16 protein-coding genes are annotated in these 15,697 nt (G+C 59.3%); 7 read left to right on the top strand and 9 right to left on the bottom strand.

The window, feature by feature from the left end; translation table 11 throughout:
* Nucleotides 1-30 precede the first annotated feature (30 nt).
* From motA to KOL70_RS06740, 4 genes are read left to right on the top strand one after another with little or no spacing between them, the layout of a single operon-like run.
* The gene (gene motA, locus KOL70_RS06755; RefSeq protein ID WP_088517772.1) at nt 31-918 is read left to right on the top strand and encodes a flagellar motor stator protein MotA; all 888 of its coding nucleotides are present in this window, start codon (nt 31-33) and stop codon (nt 916-918) included.
* Nucleotides 915-1,832, top strand: coding sequence for a flagellar motor protein MotB (motB, locus tag KOL70_RS06750; RefSeq protein WP_088517773.1), 918 nt, complete (start codon nt 915-917; stop codon nt 1,830-1,832). Before motA ends, motB begins: the two co-directional genes overlap by 4 nt.
* 14 nt (nt 1,833-1,846) lie before the next feature.
* Nucleotides 1,847-3,793, top strand: coding sequence for a chemotaxis protein CheA (cheA, locus tag KOL70_RS06745; protein WP_215480419.1), 1,947 nt, complete (start codon nt 1,847-1,849; stop codon nt 3,791-3,793).
* A gap of 32 nt (nt 3,794-3,825) precedes the next feature.
* Nucleotides 3,826-4,332, top strand: a complete 507-nt coding sequence (locus KOL70_RS06740; protein ID WP_058757455.1) for a chemotaxis protein CheW — start codon at nt 3,826-3,828, stop codon at nt 4,330-4,332.
* Nucleotides 4,333-4,920: 588 nt separating this feature from the next.
* Here the strand turns inward: KOL70_RS06740 and KOL70_RS06735 are convergent.
* Nucleotides 4,921-6,033: a FliC/FljB family flagellin gene (locus tag KOL70_RS06735; RefSeq protein ID WP_127834249.1), complete on the bottom strand. Its 1,113-nt coding sequence runs from the start codon at nt 6,031-6,033 to the stop codon at nt 4,921-4,923.
* Nucleotides 6,034-6,378: 345 nt separating this feature from the next.
* On the opposite strand from KOL70_RS06735, the gene fliD reads away from it, so the two are divergent.
* The 3 genes from fliD to KOL70_RS06720 are packed head-to-tail and all read left to right on the top strand — an operon-like array spanning nt 6,379 to nt 8,567.
* Nucleotides 6,379-7,779, top strand: coding sequence for a flagellar filament capping protein FliD (gene fliD, locus KOL70_RS06730; protein ID WP_215480418.1), 1,401 nt, complete (start codon nt 6,379-6,381; stop codon nt 7,777-7,779).
* Nucleotides 7,780-7,828: 49 nt separating this feature from the next.
* Nucleotides 7,829-8,236 (top strand): flagellar export chaperone FliS, encoded by a 408-nt coding sequence (fliS, locus tag KOL70_RS06725; RefSeq protein ID WP_058757458.1) that lies wholly within the window; start codon nt 7,829-7,831, stop codon nt 8,234-8,236.
* The gene (locus KOL70_RS06720) at nt 8,229-8,567 is read left to right on the top strand and encodes a flagellar protein FliT (protein WP_215480417.1); all 339 of its coding nucleotides are present in this window, start codon (nt 8,229-8,231) and stop codon (nt 8,565-8,567) included. Before fliS ends, KOL70_RS06720 begins: the two co-directional genes overlap by 8 nt.
* 53 nt (nt 8,568-8,620) lie before the next feature.
* Here the strand turns inward: KOL70_RS06720 and KOL70_RS06715 are convergent, their stop codons facing one another.
* The 8 genes from KOL70_RS06715 to fliE all read right to left on the bottom strand — a co-directional run bounded on the left by KOL70_RS06715 (nt 8,621) and on the right by fliE (nt 15,688).
* Entirely contained in the window at nt 8,621-9,022 is a 402-nt protein-coding gene (locus KOL70_RS06715; protein WP_233209846.1) for a flagellar protein FlhE, read from the bottom strand.
* Nucleotides 9,019-11,118, bottom strand: coding sequence for a flagellar biosynthesis protein FlhA (gene flhA, locus KOL70_RS06710; protein ID WP_215480416.1), 2,100 nt, complete (start codon nt 11,116-11,118; stop codon nt 9,019-9,021). The genes KOL70_RS06715 and flhA overlap by 4 nt, the downstream gene beginning before the upstream one ends.
* The gene (flhB, locus tag KOL70_RS06705; RefSeq protein ID WP_215480415.1) at nt 11,118-12,263 is read right to left on the bottom strand and encodes a flagellar biosynthesis protein FlhB; all 1,146 of its coding nucleotides are present in this window, start codon (nt 12,261-12,263) and stop codon (nt 11,118-11,120) included. Before flhB ends, flhA begins: the two co-directional genes overlap by 1 nt.
* A 16-nt stretch (nt 12,264-12,279) precedes the next feature.
* Nucleotides 12,280-12,921, bottom strand: a complete 642-nt coding sequence (cheZ, locus tag KOL70_RS06700) for a protein phosphatase CheZ (RefSeq protein ID WP_215480414.1) — start codon at nt 12,919-12,921, stop codon at nt 12,280-12,282.
* Between the two features lie 2 nt (nt 12,922-12,923).
* Complete coding sequence (cheY, locus tag KOL70_RS06695; protein WP_058757464.1) at nt 12,924-13,313, bottom strand: chemotaxis response regulator CheY; 390 nt, start codon at nt 13,311-13,313, stop codon at nt 12,924-12,926.
* A gap of 29 nt (nt 13,314-13,342) precedes the next feature.
* Nucleotides 13,343-14,389, bottom strand: coding sequence for a chemotaxis response regulator protein-glutamate methylesterase (locus tag KOL70_RS06690; protein WP_215480413.1), 1,047 nt, complete (start codon nt 14,387-14,389; stop codon nt 13,343-13,345).
* Complete coding sequence (locus tag KOL70_RS06685) at nt 14,386-15,246, bottom strand: CheR family methyltransferase (protein ID WP_088517782.1); 861 nt, start codon at nt 15,244-15,246, stop codon at nt 14,386-14,388. The genes KOL70_RS06690 and KOL70_RS06685 overlap by 4 nt, the downstream gene beginning before the upstream one ends.
* A 115-nt stretch (nt 15,247-15,361) precedes the next feature.
* Nucleotides 15,362-15,688: a flagellar hook-basal body complex protein FliE gene (gene fliE / locus KOL70_RS06680; protein ID WP_058757467.1), complete on the bottom strand. Its 327-nt coding sequence runs from the start codon at nt 15,686-15,688 to the stop codon at nt 15,362-15,364.
* Between the last annotated feature and the right edge of the window lie 9 nt (nt 15,689-15,697).

The following is a 15,697-nucleotide window of genomic DNA, read 5'->3' as shown; positions in this document are numbered from 1 at the left end:
CGGCGCGGCAGTTACTTTGAAGGAAGTCACGTGTTAGTTCTTCTCGGTTATCTGGTGGTTCTGCTCACGGTGTTTGGCGGCTTTGCCCTGACCGGTGGCCAGCTCGGCGCGCTGTATCAGCCCACCGAGCTGTTAATTATCGGCGGCGCCGGTGTCGGTGCCTTTATCGTCGGCAACAATGGCAAGGCGCTGAAAGCGGTGCTTAAAGCCGTGCCCTCGCTGCTGCGCGGCTCACGCTATAACAAAGCCATCTACATGGATTTGATGGCGATGATGTTCCTGCTGCTGAGCAAAAGCCGGCGCGGCGGATTAATGGCACTGGAAAAAGACATCGAAGATCCGGCCAACAGTCAGATCTTTTCCGCCTATCCGCGCCTGCTGGCCGACAAAACGCTGCTGAATTTTCTGGTCGATTATCTGCGCCTGATGGTGAGCGGCAACATGAATGCCTTTGAGATCGAAGCGCTGATGGACGTCGAGATTGAAACGCTGGAGCACGAGCATGAAGTGCCGGCGCACAGCCTTAACAGCATCGGCGACGCCTTTCCGGCGTTTGGCATCGTGGCGGCGGTGATGGGCGTGGTCAACGCGCTGGCTGCGGCGGATCGTCCGGCGGCTGAGCTGGGCATCCTGATTGCGCACGCCATGGTCGGTACCTTCCTCGGCATTCTGCTGGCCTACGGTTTTATCCTGCCGCTGGCTTCACTGCTGCGGCAGAAGAGCGCCGAGCACATCAAAATGCTGCAGTGTATCAAGGTGATGCTGCTCTCCAGCCTGAACGGTTACGCGCCGCAAATCGCCGTCGAGTTTGGCCGCAAGACACTGTTCTCCACCGAGCGTCCGGATTTTGTCGAGCTGGAAGAACATGTCCAGCAGGTGAAGTTTAGTGATAGCGGCAGTGCGGAAGAGAAATCATGAATTCCCCGCCTCCCATCATCGTAGTGCGCAAGCGCAAACCGAAGAAACACGCCCATCACGGTGGCTCATGGAAAATCGCCTACGCCGACTTTATGACGGTGGTGATGGCGTTTTTTATGGTGATGTGGCTGCTCTCCACCGCGACGCCGGAGCAGCGTCAGGGCATCGCCGACTATTTCAAGACGCCGCTGAAAGTGGCGCTGTCGCACGGCGACAAAGCCAGCCTGAGCAGCAGTGCCATCCCCGGCGGCGGCGAGGATCCGATGAAGCAGGAGGGCGAGGCGCTGCGTTATAAGCTGGAGCAGATTGATCAGCAGCAACAACAGCAGGCGCTGCAGCACAGCCTTGAGCAGCTGCAGGCGCTGATGCAGCAGGACCCGCGCCTGACGCCCTATACCTCCAACTTACGTCTCTCGCTGACGACGGATGGCCTGCTGATTCAGATTGTCGATACCCGCGATCGGCCGATGTTTCGCATTGGCCAGGCGCAGGTTGAACCCTGGATGCGCGGCATTCTGCAGGCGATTGTGCCGGTGCTGAATGCCATTCCCAACCAGATTAGCGTGACCGGTCATACCGATTCACTGCCCTACAGCGGCGGCGAGGCCGGTTACAGCAACTGGGAGCTCTCCAGCGATCGCGCCAACGCCTCGCGCCGGGTGATGGTAGCCGCCGGCCTGGCCAGCCAGAAATTTTTACGCGTGATTGGCAGCGCCAGCATGCTGAGCCTGAGCGATCTGCCGCCGGACGATCCGACCAACCGGCGCATCAGCCTGCTGGTGCTCAGCGCGCTCAAAGCGCGCGCCATCGTGGCCGAAGACAGCGCGGCTGCAGTTGATCCGCAGGTCGCTGCCACGCTGCGCACGCTATCACCCGCGATTTCACCGCAACCCATGCCCGCCTCTGAACAGTAAACAGGTTACCCCGAATGGACGTCAGTGATTTTTACCAAACCTTCTTTGAAGAAGCCGACGAGCTGCTGGCAGATATGGAACAACATCTGCTGTTGCTCGACGTGGCGGCGCCTGACAAAGAGATGCTTAACGCGATTTTCCGTGCCGCGCACTCCATCAAAGGCGGCGCCGGCACCTTTGGTTTTACCGTGTTGCAGGAAACCACGCACATCATGGAAAACCTGCTGGATGATGCGCGGCAGGGCAAGCTGTCGCTCACCAGCAACATCATCAATCTGTTTCTGGAAAGCAAAGACATTATGCAAAGTCAGCTCGATGCGTATAAAGCCTCGCAACAGCCCGATCAGGCCAGTTTTCACGCCATCTGCGAAGCGCTGCGCCAGATTGCGCTGGCGGATAAACAGCCGCCGGCCGAAGTGGTTGAGCCGCAGCCGGTCGCGGTTGTGGTTCCGTCCGGCGCTGATGAGCAGACGCTGGTGGTGACGCTGCGCGAGGTGGCGCAAAACGAACAGGCGCTGCTGCTGGAAGAGCTGGCGCACCTCGGTGCGGTGGTGCAACAGGCGAGTAGCGACACGCAGTTGCAGGTTGAATTGCGCAGCACGGCGTCGGCGGAGGAGATCAGCGCGGTGCTGTGCTTTGTGCTGGACGCCGGACAAATCAGCGTCAGCGTCAAAGCGGAACCGGCCGCCCCGTTGCTGAGCGCGCCGGCCAGCGCGGTGGCGGAGACGGTCAGCGCGCGCCAGGCAACAGCCGCACCGCGCGCCGCTGCGGCCGAATCGGGCAGTATTCGCGTGGCGGTGGAGAAGGTCGATCAAATCATCAATCAGGTTGGCGAGCTGATCATTACCCAGGCGATGCTGTCGCAGCTGTCCGGGGTGCTCGATCCGGCGCATCATCATGCATTACTCAGCAGTATCGGCCAGCTGGAGCGCAACGCGCGCGATCTGCAGGAGTCGGTGATGTCGGTGCGCATGATGCCGATGGAGTACGTGTTCAGCCGTTTTCCGCGTCTGGTGCACGACCTCGGCGGTAAGCTGCAGAAAGAGATCGAGCTGACGCTGAAGGGCGGTTCCGCCGAGCTGGATAAGAGCCTGATTGAACGCATCGTCGATCCGCTCACGCATCTGGTGCGCAACAGCCTCGATCACGGCATTGAGCCGGTTGAGGTGCGCGTGCAGAAGGGTAAACCGGCGAAGGGCAACCTGACGCTGTCGGCGGAGCATCACGGCGGCAATATCGTCATTGAGGTGACCGATGACGGCGCCGGGCTGAACCGCGAGAAGATCCTGGCGCGCGCCCATAAGCAGGGGTTAAGCATCAGTGATAACGCCAGCGATGAAGAGGTGTGGATGCTGATTTTTGCCGCCGGCTTCTCGACCGCCGAGCAGGTGACCGATGTCTCCGGACGCGGCGTCGGCATGGACGTGGTGCGCCGTAACATTCTGGCGATGGGCGGGCACGTCGAGGTGCATTCCGAAGCCGATCGCGGTACCACCATCCGCATTATTTTACCGCTGACGCTGGCGATCCTCGACGGTATGTCGGTGATGGTGGGCGATGAAGTCTATGTGCTGCCGCTCAGCAGCGTGATGGAGTCGCTGCGTCCGTCTGACAGCATGCTCAACCGCCTGGCAGGCGATGAGCAGCTGCTGCAGGTGCGCGGTGAGTACCTGACGCTGATTGAGCTGAAGCAGGTGTTTGCCATCCCCGGTGCGCCGCGCCAGACGCGCGACAAGATTGCGGTGATAGTGCAGAGCGCCGGCTGCCGCTATGCGCTGCTGGTGGACCAGCTGATTGGCCAGCATCAGGTGGTGGTGAAGAACCTGGAAATGAACTATCGCAAAGTGCCGGGTGTTTCCGCCGCCACTATTCTCGGCGACGGCAGCGTGGCGCTGATCCTTGATGTCGTGGGTCTGTCGACGCTGGCAAAAAGTCAGAAACTCGAACACAAACACGGTTAAGCCTGAATGAAAAATGAATGCGGGAGCACGCAATGAATCTGGTCGGTACAGATAAGCTGGTGGTCGATAATAAGATGGGTCACGAATATCTGATTTTTACCCTCGGCAATGAAGAGTACGGTATTGAAATTTTAAAGGTGCAGGAGATTCGCGGTTACGATCGCGTCACGCGCATTCCTAACGCGCCGGAGTTTATTACCGGCGTGACCAATCTGCGCGGTGTGATTGTGCCGATTGTCGATCTGCGGGTGAAATTCCAGCTCGGTGCGGCGGATATTAATCAGGATACGGTGATCATCGTGCTGAATTTGCACGAGCGTATTGTCGGCATTGTGGTTGATGGCGTGTCGGACGTGCTGGCGTTAAATGATGAGCAGATTCGTCCGGCACCGGATTTCTCTGCCACGCTGTCGACCAAATATTTGCTGGGTCTCGGTTTGCTCAATGAGCGGATGCTGATTCTGGTGGATATCGAGAAGCTGTTAAATAGCGAAGAGATGCAGATTATTGCGCGCCTGGCAGATAACGCGCAGGCCTGAGTTGTTTGTTCTGGCCCTGATGCCGCATCGTGTTAGCACGGTGCGGCTTTTTTTATGTCTGTCGGGTAAGGGATCGGCTACCCGTACGCTTGCCGGGCATCTCCTCGCGCCGCTGCGCGGTACCTGCGGTTTTCCCGCCACGCCGGACGGACCGGCCGGTATCGGTCATCCTGACCGGCCCGGCCTGATTCCCGCGTCCTGCGGGAATCTCCTGGCGTGACGTAAAAACCTCAGCGCTGCGGCGCCCTTGCAACCGCACGGGTAGTCGCTCCCCCATCATTCCGTGCAGTTTGCGGCATAAAATAATGTTGCCGGCGGATTATCGCGGGCAGCATTTTTTAAGCCGGTCAGACGGGTATTTGACGGTCGCCATAAATGGCGGCCCTACAGGGGATTGCGTTGTTTATTGACGGTCGCCATAAATGGCGACCCTACAGGGGATTACGGTGTTTATTGATGGTCGCCATAAATGGCGACCCAACGGCGGATTGCCGTGTTTTTGGTGATCACCAGAATGGCGACCCAACGGCGGCTGGCCGTGTTTTTTGTAGGGTGCGCATTCATGCGCACCGTCAGGCAAATCAGTAATTAACGCAGCAGAGACAGCACGTTCTGCGGTACCTGGTTGGCCTGCGCCAGCACTGAGGTACCTGCCTGCTGCAGGATGTTGGCGCGGTTCATGGTGGAAACTTCTGAAGCGAAGTCCGCATCCAGAATACGGGAACGGGATTCTGCCAGGTTGGTCACGGTGCTGTCGAGGTTGGTGATCACCGAGGCAAAACGGTTCTGAGTCGCACCCAGGTGTGAGCGCAGGGTATCAACCTGAGCCAGCGCGTCATCCAGATCTTTCAGCGTGCTTGGTGCAGCCAGCTCAATTTGCTCTTCAGTCGCATCGGTACCCGCAGCAAATTTCAGTGCTTTGGTTGCGCCATCGTAGGTAACGTCAACGGTTTTTGCCACGTCCTTGCCATCTTTGTCTTTGCCAATCGCAACGAAGACATCTTTACCTGCATCGTCCTGGTACTTGTAAATGTCACCGGTACCATCAGTGCCGAATGCCGCTTCTTTCGCCGCCGCCATGTCGTCACTGGTCAGCTTCATGTCGATATCTGTGCCACCGTTATCCACTTTCAGCGTGGTACCCGCCGCCAGTTTGGTCGAATTAGAAATATTCGAGATATCCAGCTTGTCCAGGCCCAGGGTTTCGGTGTTCATTTTGCTCAGGTTGATCTCGATGGTTTCGCCATCGTTTTTGCCTACCTGGAACTTCAGAGACTGATCTTCGCCCAGCACTTTCACGCCGTTGAATTCGGTCTGCTCAGAGATACGGTTGATTTCTGACAGGCGCGAGCTGATCTCTTCCTGGATCGATTTACGGTCAGACTCAGAGTTGGTGCCGTTCTGCGCCTGCAGCGCCAGACGGCGGATATTCTGCAGGTTATCGTTCACCTCATTCAGCGCACCTTCGGTGGTCTGCGCGATGGAGATACCGTCGTTGGCGTTACGTGATGCCTGTGACAGACCGGTGATGCTGGCGGTGAAACGGTTGCTGATGGCCTGACCGGCGGCATCGTCTTTGGCGCTGTTAATACGCAGGCCGGAAGAGAGGCGCTGGATCGCGGTGCCCAGAGAGCCCTGAGATTTGTTCAGGTTGTTCTGAGCAACCATGCTGAGTGCGTTGGTATTAATGACCTGGGCCATGATGTTTCCTTATTGAATTAAAATAACCACAACGTGCTGAGAAAATACAATGCGTCGCGCTGACGCTTATCTATTCCATCGGTGCTGGATAAATTCCCTAAAATATTTTTTCAGCAAAAAATTGCACGCTGTATCAAACCTGCGAAATACGCGCACTTCTGGCGCTAATTAAGCGCTTTGTTTTTGGTGGTGAAAAATTAATAGCCGGATAAGCGCACGACTCTGCGGCGGCGGCGAATTTTTATGTCCAGGCGAAAGGGAAAAAATTAAACTTATTGGCGCAATCCCCGATGTCCTTAATAGACACAGCGAATTGCTGCACACCTCGATTATAGGGAGAATCATATGGCAGGCTTCTCATCGCTCGGTATCGGCTCCGGCATTGATACCGGCGCAATGCTGGAACAGATCCAGCAGGCAGAGCTGACCCGATTAAAACCTTACGCCACTCTGCAAACCAATTATCAGGGCAAAATATCCGCGTGGGGGCAAATCAGCAGCGCGCTGGATAAATTAAAAGACAGCGTAAAGGGATTGACCGATAACGGCTTCAGCACGTTGACGCCGGGCAAAAACGACGCCTTCACCGTGACCCTCGGTAAAGGTGCCAGCGCCAACACCCATAAAGTGGTGGTCCACGAGCTGGCCGCCGCGCACAAACTGGCGACGGCGGGGCAGGAGAAAAAGGATCAGCTGCTGGGCGGCGATGAGGCAACACGCACCCTGACCATCACCATCGGCGACGGTGAAAAGCTGGAGATCGAGCTGAGCAAAGATGAAACCTCGCTGGAGCAGATCGCCAAAAAAATCAACAAGGCCGATGGCGACGTCACGGCCTCGGTGCAGCGCACCGATGATGGCTACCAGCTGGTGCTCACCGCGAAGAAATCCGGAGAAGACGGCAGGATGTCAGTTGCGGTGACCGGCGACGATAAGCTGGATGGCCTGCTCAATACCCAGACCGGCAGCATCGAAGAGAAAGTCGCGGCGAAAAACGCCGAACTGAGCGTCGACGGCATCAAATACACCCGCTCCAGCAACAATATCTCCGACATCATCGATGGCGTGACGCTGGAACTCAAGGCCAAATCCAAAGATCAGACGGAAGGCGAACAGCTCACTCTGACTAAAGATAACAGCGCCATCAAAACCACGCTGAAGAGCTTCGTTGAGCAGTACAACGCGCTGCAAAAACTGGTGGGCACTGCCAGCAAGTTTGACCAGGACGGCGCGAAAAAAGACGGCGGCGGCAGCAACGGCGTGCTGATGGGCGACATCATGCTGCGCGGCATGATGAGTGAAATCCGCACCTCGATTAACGGCGTGGTGGGTGAGGGCACGGCAGAGGTGTCGTCGCTGGCCGATATTGGCATCACTATCGACACCGCCAGCGGCGAAATGCGCCTCGACGAGAAAAAACTCGATGCGGCAGTGGCCGATCATCCCGAAGCGATCGGCGAAATGTTCATGGGGCGGGGCGAAAAAACCGGCATCGCCGGCCAGCTCAACGCCATCTTCGATCAGTACCTCGGCGATGGCACCTCAAAGGATAAAGGCGCGATCAAGCTGGCCACTGATGGGCTGGATGAACAGGTCAAGCGCATGCAGGAGCAGATTGATCGTACCCAGGCGCTGATCGACAAAAACGTCGAGCGCTATCGGCAGCAGTTTATCGCGCTGGAAAAGACCATGGCGCAGATGAACAGCATGAGTAACCAGCTCTCCTCGGTGATTGCCACCCTGTGATAGCTTCCGCGGCGGCGCACAGCGCCGTCGGTCAGATAACGGAGTCATTATGTATTCACCGGCCGGACGGCACAGCTATGCGCGACTGGATCTGGAAACCCAGCTGGCGGGCGCGTCACCGCATCAGCTGATTACCATGCTGCTGGATGGCGCGCTCAACGCCATGCAGCGCGCGCGTATCTACTTTGAGAAAGGCAACGTGGCGCGGCGCGGCGAAATGCTGTCGCGCGCCATCAATATCATCGATAACGGTCTGCGCCCGGCGCTGGATCATGAGGTCGGTGGCGAAATCGCTCAGCAGCTGGAGAGTCTGTACGACTACGTCTCGCGCACCCTGCTGAAAGCCAATCTTACCCATTCAGCGGCAGAACTGCCCGCCGCGATTGACGTTATCGCCACGCTTTCCCGCACCTGGAAAGAGATTGAACCCAAGGTAAAAGCGACCCGCCATGGCTAATTCCCGACTGACATCTGAATATGAACAGATTTTTTTACTGAACCTGTCGCTGCTGGAGATGGCGCGTCAGGGCAGCTGGCAGGACTTCTCCCGGCTGGCAGAAAACTATGTGGTGCAGCTCAATCAGCTGATGCAGCACCAGCCGGCGCTGGAAGCGTGCGAGCGTGAAGAGCTGAAGCAGATTCTGCAAACGCTGCTGGATAATGAAAACGAGATGATGCAGGCGCTGAGCCAGCGGCTGACGACGCTGAAGCAGGATATGGTGGCGCTGGGACGCGGCAAACAGTGTACCCAGGCGTATGCCAGCCTGTTGCCCACACGCATGCACTAACGCGCAGGGCGTTTTATCTGCCGTTTAAAGCGGCTGATAAAGCGTCTTGCTCCTTAACGATAATTTACCGTCAGCTGATTACTGACGATCTGCACCTGCGGTAACAGCGCGCCCTTAGTGGCCACGCTATAAACAAAGCGAAACGGACCGGCCGCCGCAAAGTGCGCACCGGGCCGCAGCGTGCCCTGTAATCCCTCCAGCCTGAGACAGCGATCCACGCTGCACAGCTTAATACCCAGTCCCGGCGGTGCCGCGCGCAGCAGCGTAATCCGCCAGCTGAGCTGCGTGACGCTGGCCGCAGGCGGCAGCGCGCGCGGTGCGCGCAGTTCGGGCGTGGTCAGCAGCTGACCGCCGACCTGCAGCTGACCACCCGCCCGCGTGGCCTGCCACGATCCGGCGGCCTGCGCGCCAAACGGCAGCGCGCTGATCAGCAGCAGCAGGGCGCGCTTTTTCACTCCGGACCGCCAATCAGATAGGTCATGCGCACGCTGCGATTACTGCTGATCTCCTGGCTGGCCAGCACTGCCAGCTGCGGGAATACCCGACGCAGAAAGCGCGATAGCATCAGGCGCAGCGGCTGATTCACCAGCAGCACCGGCGGTGCCCCAATCGCTTCCTGTTGCAGGATGGCTTTCTCCGTGTGTTTGATCAGCTTTTCCGTGATGCCGGGCTCAATCGGGCTGCCGTTCTGCGTAGCCTGAATCAGCAGGCGCTCAAGATTGAGATCCAGGCCAATCACCTGCAGTTCATCATTCCCCGGGAACCACTGCTGGGTAATGGCGCGGCCGAGCCGCACGCGCACCTGGGCAGTTAAGTCGTCGGCATCGCTCAGCTGCGGCGCAAATTCGGCCAGCGTGTCGATGATGGTGCGCATGTCGCGAATCGACAGCTGTTCGGTCAGCAGATTCTGCAGCACTTTATGGAAGGTGGTGAGTGAGATCACGCCGGGGATCAGATCCTCAACCAGCTTTGGCATCTCTTTGTTCAGGCGATCCAGCAGCTGTTGCGCCTCCTGGCGGCCAAACAGCTCCTCGACGTGGGTGGCGATCAGCTGGTTGAGGTGAGTGGCAATCACCGAGCTGGGATCGACCACGGTGTAGCCAAGCGTCTGCGCCTGCTCGCGCATCACTTCATCAATCCATACCGCCGGCAGACCAAACGCCGGCTCCTGGCACGGCGTCCCGGCGATGTCACCTTCGGCGCAGCCGGGATCGATCGCCATCCAGCGATCCGGGAAGCTTTCGCTGCGGCCAATCTCGACGCCTTTGAGCAGAATGCGGTAGTGGGTCGGCGGCAAATCGAGGTTATCTTTCACGTGCACCGACGGCGGCAGAAAACCGCGTTCCTGGGCGAACTTCTTGCGGATGCCGCGAATACGCGTCAGCAGCTGGCCCTGCTGGTCACTGTCGACCATCGGGATCAGCCGGTAGCCGACCTCCAGCGCCAGCGTATCTTCGATCTCCACATCCGACCACGAGGCTTCACTCACCTGCGCCGCCTCGGCGCTTTTCGCTTCGGCGGCGCGCTGCGCTTTATCCTGCGCGGCGGCATCCGGCTGGCCCTCTTTTCCACGCAGCCACCACGCCAGCGCCAGCAGCGCGGCGGTAAACAGCAGAAACACCAGATTCGGCATGCCGGGGATCATTCCCAGCAGGCCAATTACCCCGGCCGCCAGCACCATTACGCGCGGATTGCGGAACAGCTGGCTGATCATCTGTTCGCCGACATCCTGCTCACTGGCCACGCGCGTCACAATCACGCCGGCGGCGGTAGAGATGATCAGCCCGGGGATCTGCGCCACCAGGCCGTCGCCGATGGTCAGCAGGGTATAAGTCGTGGCGGCATCGCCGAAGCTCATGTCGTGCTGGCCGACGCCAATCACCAGCCCGCCGAGAATATTGATGGCCATGATCAGCAGCCCGGCGATGGCGTCGCCGCGCACAAATTTGCTGGCACCGTCCATCGAACCGTAAAAATCCGACTCCTGCGTGACGTCCTTACGACGGCGGCGCGCCTCCTCTTCGCCGATAATGCCGGCGTTCAGGTCGGCATCAATCGCCATCTGCTTACCGGGCATGCCGTCCAGCACAAAGCGCGCGCCGACTTCGGCAATACGTCCGGCGCCTTTGGTGATCACCATAAAGTTAATGATGATCAGAATAACGAACACGATAATGCCGATGGCGAAATTGCCGCCCACCAGAAAGTGGCCGAACGCTTCCACCACCTGTCCGGCCGCGCTGTCGCCGGTATGGCCGTTCATCAGAATCACGCGCGTCGAGGCGATATTCAGCGCCAGCCGCAGCAGCGTGGAAAACAGCAGCACGGTGGGGAAGGCGGAAAAATCCAGCGTGTTCTGGGTGAACATCGCCACCAGCAGGATCATCAGCGACAGCACAATGTTAAAGGTAAACAGCAGATCCAGCACAAACGGCGGCAACGGCAGAATCATCATCGCCATGATGGTCATGATCAGCACCGGACCGGCGAGGATCTGCCACTGCGTCTGGCGCAGATTGGGCAGGCGAAGTTTGGTGGTTAAACTGGACATCACTCAGGGTTCTCACGGGCAAAATCCAGCGCCGCGGGCACCGGAAGATTAGCAGGGGTTTGCGGCGCCAGGCCGTAGCCTTTACGCCAGCGGCGCAGGCTGTAGACCCAGGCCAGCACTTCCGCCACGGCGGTATACAGACTGGCGGGGATGGCTTCACCGATTTCGCAGTGGCGATAGAGCGCCCGCGCCAGCGGTGGCGCTTCCAGCATCGGGATGGCATGTGCGCTGGCCGCTTCGCGGATGCGCAGCGCGATCTCGCCCGCGCCTTTTGCCAGCACCACCGGCGCGGCCATCTTGTCTTCGCTGTAGGCGAGGGCCACCGAATAGTGCGTCGGGTTGTTGACGATCACGTCCGCTTTCGGCACATCGGCCATCATGCGGCTGCGTGCGGCGTTGCGCTGGATCTGGCGAATGCGTCCTTTCACGTGCGGGTCGCCTTCGCTCTGTTTGAATTCGTCGCGAATCTCCTGGCGGCTCATGCGCAGCTTTTTCAGGTGGCTGACCAGCTGCCAGAAAATGTCGTAACCGACCATCGGCAGCGCGGCCAGCACCACCAGCAACAGGCAGCGCGACAGCAGACGCAGGCCGTCGTGCACACCGCTGCCGGGGGGCTGCCACAGCAAATGGATAAAGGCGTTTTTATTGGCCAGCAGAAACACGCCGCAGGCCACCGCCGCCAGCGTCACTTTCAGCACGCCTTTCAGCAGTTCGCTCAGTGTTTGCGCCGACAGCATGCGCTTCAGGCCTTTCAGCGGCGACAGGCGGGTGACATCCAGCTTGATGGCTTTCGCGCTCAACGTTACGCCGCCGAGCAGGGCCGGGGCGCACAGGGCGGTGAGCAACAGACCGGCCGCCAGCGGCAGCATGGCCAGCAGCGCCAGCTTGAGTAGCGCACCAGCCTGCAGCAGCATCTGCTGCGGGTCGAACGCACTGGCGCGCTCAATCTGCAAACCCTGCTGTAACAGCGCCAGCAGCTGATGCGCCAGCCGCTCGCCACCCAATAGCAGCAAGCCCCAGCCCACCAGCAGCAACAGCACCGAGGTCAGCTCGCGCGAGCGCGGGATCTGTCCTTCTTCCCGTGCCTTTGCCAGCCGCTGGGGCGTGGGGTCTTCGGTTTTTTCGACGTCGCTCTCGTCTGCCATGTTTCAACCCGGACGCTTAAAACCCGAGGGAATCCAGCAGGTCATCCACCTGCTCGTGGGTCGCCACGACGCCGGCGCGTGACTGATCGATCTGCGGGCCATTCTTCAGGCTGGTGTTGTGCAGCATGGCGCTTGGCAGAATCTCCGGCATGTTCTCAATCAGCACCTGAATCAGTTCGTTCTCGACGCTCTCTATCAGCGTCATCATGTTCTGAATCACCTGACCGGTGAGATCCTGGAAATCCTGCGCCATCATGATCGCCATCAGCTGCTCGTTGGTTTGCCGGGTAATTTCCGGCGTAGCGGCGAGAAACGCGCGGGTGTCGATCACCAGTTCGCGCGCCTGTGACAGCGGCTGCGGCTCGTCAAACCAGGCATCCCAGCGCGCGCTCAGGGCGCTGGCACGCTCGCCGAGCTCCACCTGCAGCGGACGGGCGATCTCGACGCTGGTCAGCGCGCGATCCGCCGCTTGTGAGGTTTTGCCCACCACATAGTTGAGACGTTCGCGCGTGTCCGGAATCGCTTCGGCCACCTCCATGATGGCGCGATCAAGACCGAGGTTGGCCACGCTGTCGCGCAGCTGGCGCGTCAGTTGTCCGATACGGGAAAAGATCTCTTTGAAGTTATCGGTGGCTTCTTTGTTTTGTGCCCCTTCCATCGTTACCACCCAAGTTTTTCGAAGATTTTGCCGAGTTTTTCCTCGAGCGTGGCGGCGGTGAACGGTTTCACCACGTAACCGCTGGCACCGGCCTGCGCGGCGGCGATGATGTTCTCTTTCTTGGCTTCGGCGGTCACCATCAGCACCGGCATGGTGCGCATGGCGGCGTCGTTGCGGATAGCGGTCAGCAGCTCCAGACCGTCGAGGTTGGGCATGTTCCAGTCGGTGATGACGAAATCAATATTGCCGCCGCGCAGCTTGTTCAGCGCATCCTGGCCATCTTCCGCCTCGTCAATATTGCTGTAGCCCAGCTCCTGCAGCAGGTTGCGCACAATGCGGCGCATGGTGGCAAAATCATCTACCACTAAAAAACGCAGGTGGGGGTTGGCCATGAAATCATTCCTCTTAATCAATTAACGGGTTATCGCGCCTGCGGCATAGCGCCGGCGCGGTTAAGCAGCTGTTGTCCAATCTGCGGCAGGTCAACGACTTCGCAGGCAGCATTAAGGGCAATTGCCTCGCGCGGCATGCCGAACACCACGCAGGTTTTTTCACTCTGTGCCAGCGTCCAGGCGCCGGCCTGACGCATCGCCAGCAGGCCGCGCGCGCCGTCCGATCCCATGCCGGTAAGAATGGCACCGACGGCGCGTTTGCCAGCCACGCTGGCTACCGAGTGAAACAGCACATCCACCGACGGGCGATGGCGGTTGATCGCCGGCTGCTGATTCAGGGCAAGCTGATAGTGGCCGCTGCTGCGCGCCAGCGTCAGGTGATAATCGCCCGGTGCGATGTAGGCATGGCCCGGTCGCACCGTTTCGCCATCCTCGGCCTCTTTCACCGTGATGTGGCATAGCAGGTTGAGCCGCTGGGCAAACGAGCGGGTAAAACCGGGCGGCATGTGCTGGGCGATGACGATGCCGGGGCCGTCGGCGGGCAGGGTGGTCAGCACGCGGCGCAGCGCTTCAGTGCCGCCGGTGGAGGAGCCAATGGCAAACAGCGTGTCGCGCGCGGCGCGTGACGGCATGGTCACCGGCGCGGCGGGCGGCAGCGATTCCTGACGGCGCAGCCGCACCTGGGCGGCCGCGCGGATTTTCTCGCACACCAGCTCGCTGTACAGCGCCATGCTGCCCGGCTGGCGCAGTTCCGGCTTGGCGATAAAATCGACCGCACCGAGCTCCAGTGCCGTCAGCGTGGTTTCTGACCCCTGCGTGGTGAGCGAAGAGATCATGATCACCGGCATGGGCCGCAGGCGCATCAGGCGCTGCAGAAACTCCAGCCCGTCCATGTGCGGCATCTCAACGTCGAGCGTCAGCACATCCGGGTTGTATTGCTTGATTAGCTCGCGGGCGATCAGCGGATTGGCGGCGGTGGCCACCATCTCCATATCCGGCTGCTGGTCGACGATGCGCGTCATCAGGTTGCGAATCAGCGTGGAGTCATCCACGCACAGCACTTTGATTTTGTTCATCCGCGCGCTCCGGCGAGGCAATACACCGACTGACCGCGCAGGCGGAACGGGCCGTTGAGCTGGTTAAAATGTTCGGAGTGGCCGGCAAACAGCAAACCACCCGGTTTCAGCAGGGTGGCGAAGCGCCGCATCAGCGTTTCCTGCGTCGGCTGATCAAAATAGATCATCACGTTGCGGCAGAAGATGGCGTCGAACGGGCCGGGAATCTCCCACTGCGCACTCAGCAGATTAAGCGGCTGATAGTGAATCTGGCTCAGCAGCTCCTGACGTATCTTCACCTGTTGCGCATTGATGCCGGTACCGCGCAGCAGATAACGCTTTTTTTGCTCAGCGGTCAGGCTGTGGATATCGGCGAGACGGTAAATGCCCGCCTGGGCGCGCTGCAGGACTTCGGTGTCGATATCGGTGGCCCACACGCGCGGCCCGGCCAGCGGACGGCCCAGCACGGCGTCCAGCGTCATGGCGATGGAGCAGGGCTCTTCGCCGGTGGACGCCGCGGTACACCACACGTTGTAACTGCCGCCGCGCTGGCGGGCGTGCTCGGCCAGCAGCGGAAAATGGTAGGCTTCACGGAAAAAGGAGGTCAGGTTGGTGGTCAGCGCGTTAATAAACACCTGCCACTCGTCGCTGTGGCTGTCCGCTTCCAGCCGGTCGGTATAGGCGGTGAAAGAGGCGAGACGCAGCTCGCGCAGTCGCCGCGACAGCCGGTTATATACCATGTCGCGCTTCTGCGGGCTCAGCACAATGCCGGCGCGCTGGTAAATCAGCGCGCTAATCTTAGACAGTTCCCGGTCGGTCAGTGCGGTCTTAACCTGATGCTGAACCGGACTGAGTTTCAGGGTATTTATATCGGTCATGAAAAACCTATCCGCAGGCGGAGAATATCAGCCTCGGCTAATAAGCTGCTGCGTTAAAAGTGGAGAATGAATAAGCGTGCTTGGGTAACATTAATGGCGAAATAATGACGGTGACTTACACCGCCATATTCATGATTTCCTGGTAAGCGCTGACCATCTTATTGCGCATTTGTATACCAAAGGTTAATGCCATCGCGGCTTTTTGCCCGCTGATCATCACATCGTTTAATTCCACACCGGCATCGCCCAGCATAAAGCGCTGACTCTGCTGCTTTGCGTCTGCCTGCAAATGATTAAGCTGCTGCAGGCTGCTGGCGAGCGCGTCGCCAAAGGCCGGCACACCGCTGGCGGGCGCGTCCGGCGCGCGACGCGACGGTTCAGCCAGCTGTGCTGCCTGGCTTTGAATTTGACTGACTACCGATTGCATTGCTGAAAAGGACATGCCTTTAAT

It is taken from the genome of Pantoea sp. B270, assembly GCF_018726825.1.
GTDB classification, from domain to species: domain Bacteria; phylum Pseudomonadota; class Gammaproteobacteria; order Enterobacterales; family Enterobacteriaceae; genus Pantoea; species Pantoea dispersa.
The sequence above is the reverse complement of the archived record's forward strand: the minus strand, read 5'-3'. Positions and strand labels throughout refer to the sequence as shown.

Excerpts from the sequence above, each read along its gene's own strand:
- flhA (WP_215480416.1), bottom strand. The coding sequence starts at position 11,118 with ATGTCCAGTTTAACCACCAAACTTCGCCTGCCCAATCTGCGCCAGACG.
- fliE (WP_058757467.1), bottom strand. The coding sequence starts at position 15,688 with ATGTCCTTTTCAGCAATGCAATCGGTAGTCAGTCAAATTCAAAGCCAG.
- fliD (WP_215480418.1), top strand. The coding sequence starts at position 6,379 with ATGGCAGGCTTCTCATCGCTCGGTATCGGCTCCGGCATTGATACCGGC.
- KOL70_RS06690 (WP_215480413.1), bottom strand. The coding sequence starts at position 14,389 with ATGAACAAAATCAAAGTGCTGTGCGTGGATGACTCCACGCTGATTCGC.
- KOL70_RS06685 (WP_088517782.1), bottom strand. The coding sequence starts at position 15,246 with ATGACCGATATAAATACCCTGAAACTCAGTCCGGTTCAGCATCAGGTT.
- fliS (WP_058757458.1), top strand. The coding sequence starts at position 7,829 with ATGTATTCACCGGCCGGACGGCACAGCTATGCGCGACTGGATCTGGAA.
- KOL70_RS06740 (WP_058757455.1), top strand. The coding sequence starts at position 3,826 with ATGAATCTGGTCGGTACAGATAAGCTGGTGGTCGATAATAAGATGGGT.
- flhB (WP_215480415.1), bottom strand. The coding sequence starts at position 12,263 with ATGGCAGACGAGAGCGACGTCGAAAAAACCGAAGACCCCACGCCCCAG.
- cheY (WP_058757464.1), bottom strand. The coding sequence starts at position 13,313 with ATGGCCAACCCCCACCTGCGTTTTTTAGTGGTAGATGATTTTGCCACC.
- KOL70_RS06735 (WP_127834249.1), bottom strand. The coding sequence starts at position 6,033 with ATGGCCCAGGTCATTAATACCAACGCACTCAGCATGGTTGCTCAGAAC.
- cheZ (WP_215480414.1), bottom strand. The coding sequence starts at position 12,921 with ATGGAAGGGGCACAAAACAAAGAAGCCACCGATAACTTCAAAGAGATC.
- cheA (WP_215480419.1), top strand. The coding sequence starts at position 1,847 with ATGGACGTCAGTGATTTTTACCAAACCTTCTTTGAAGAAGCCGACGAG.
- KOL70_RS06720 (WP_215480417.1), top strand. The coding sequence starts at position 8,229 with ATGGCTAATTCCCGACTGACATCTGAATATGAACAGATTTTTTTACTG.
- motB (WP_088517773.1), top strand. The coding sequence starts at position 915 with ATGAATTCCCCGCCTCCCATCATCGTAGTGCGCAAGCGCAAACCGAAG.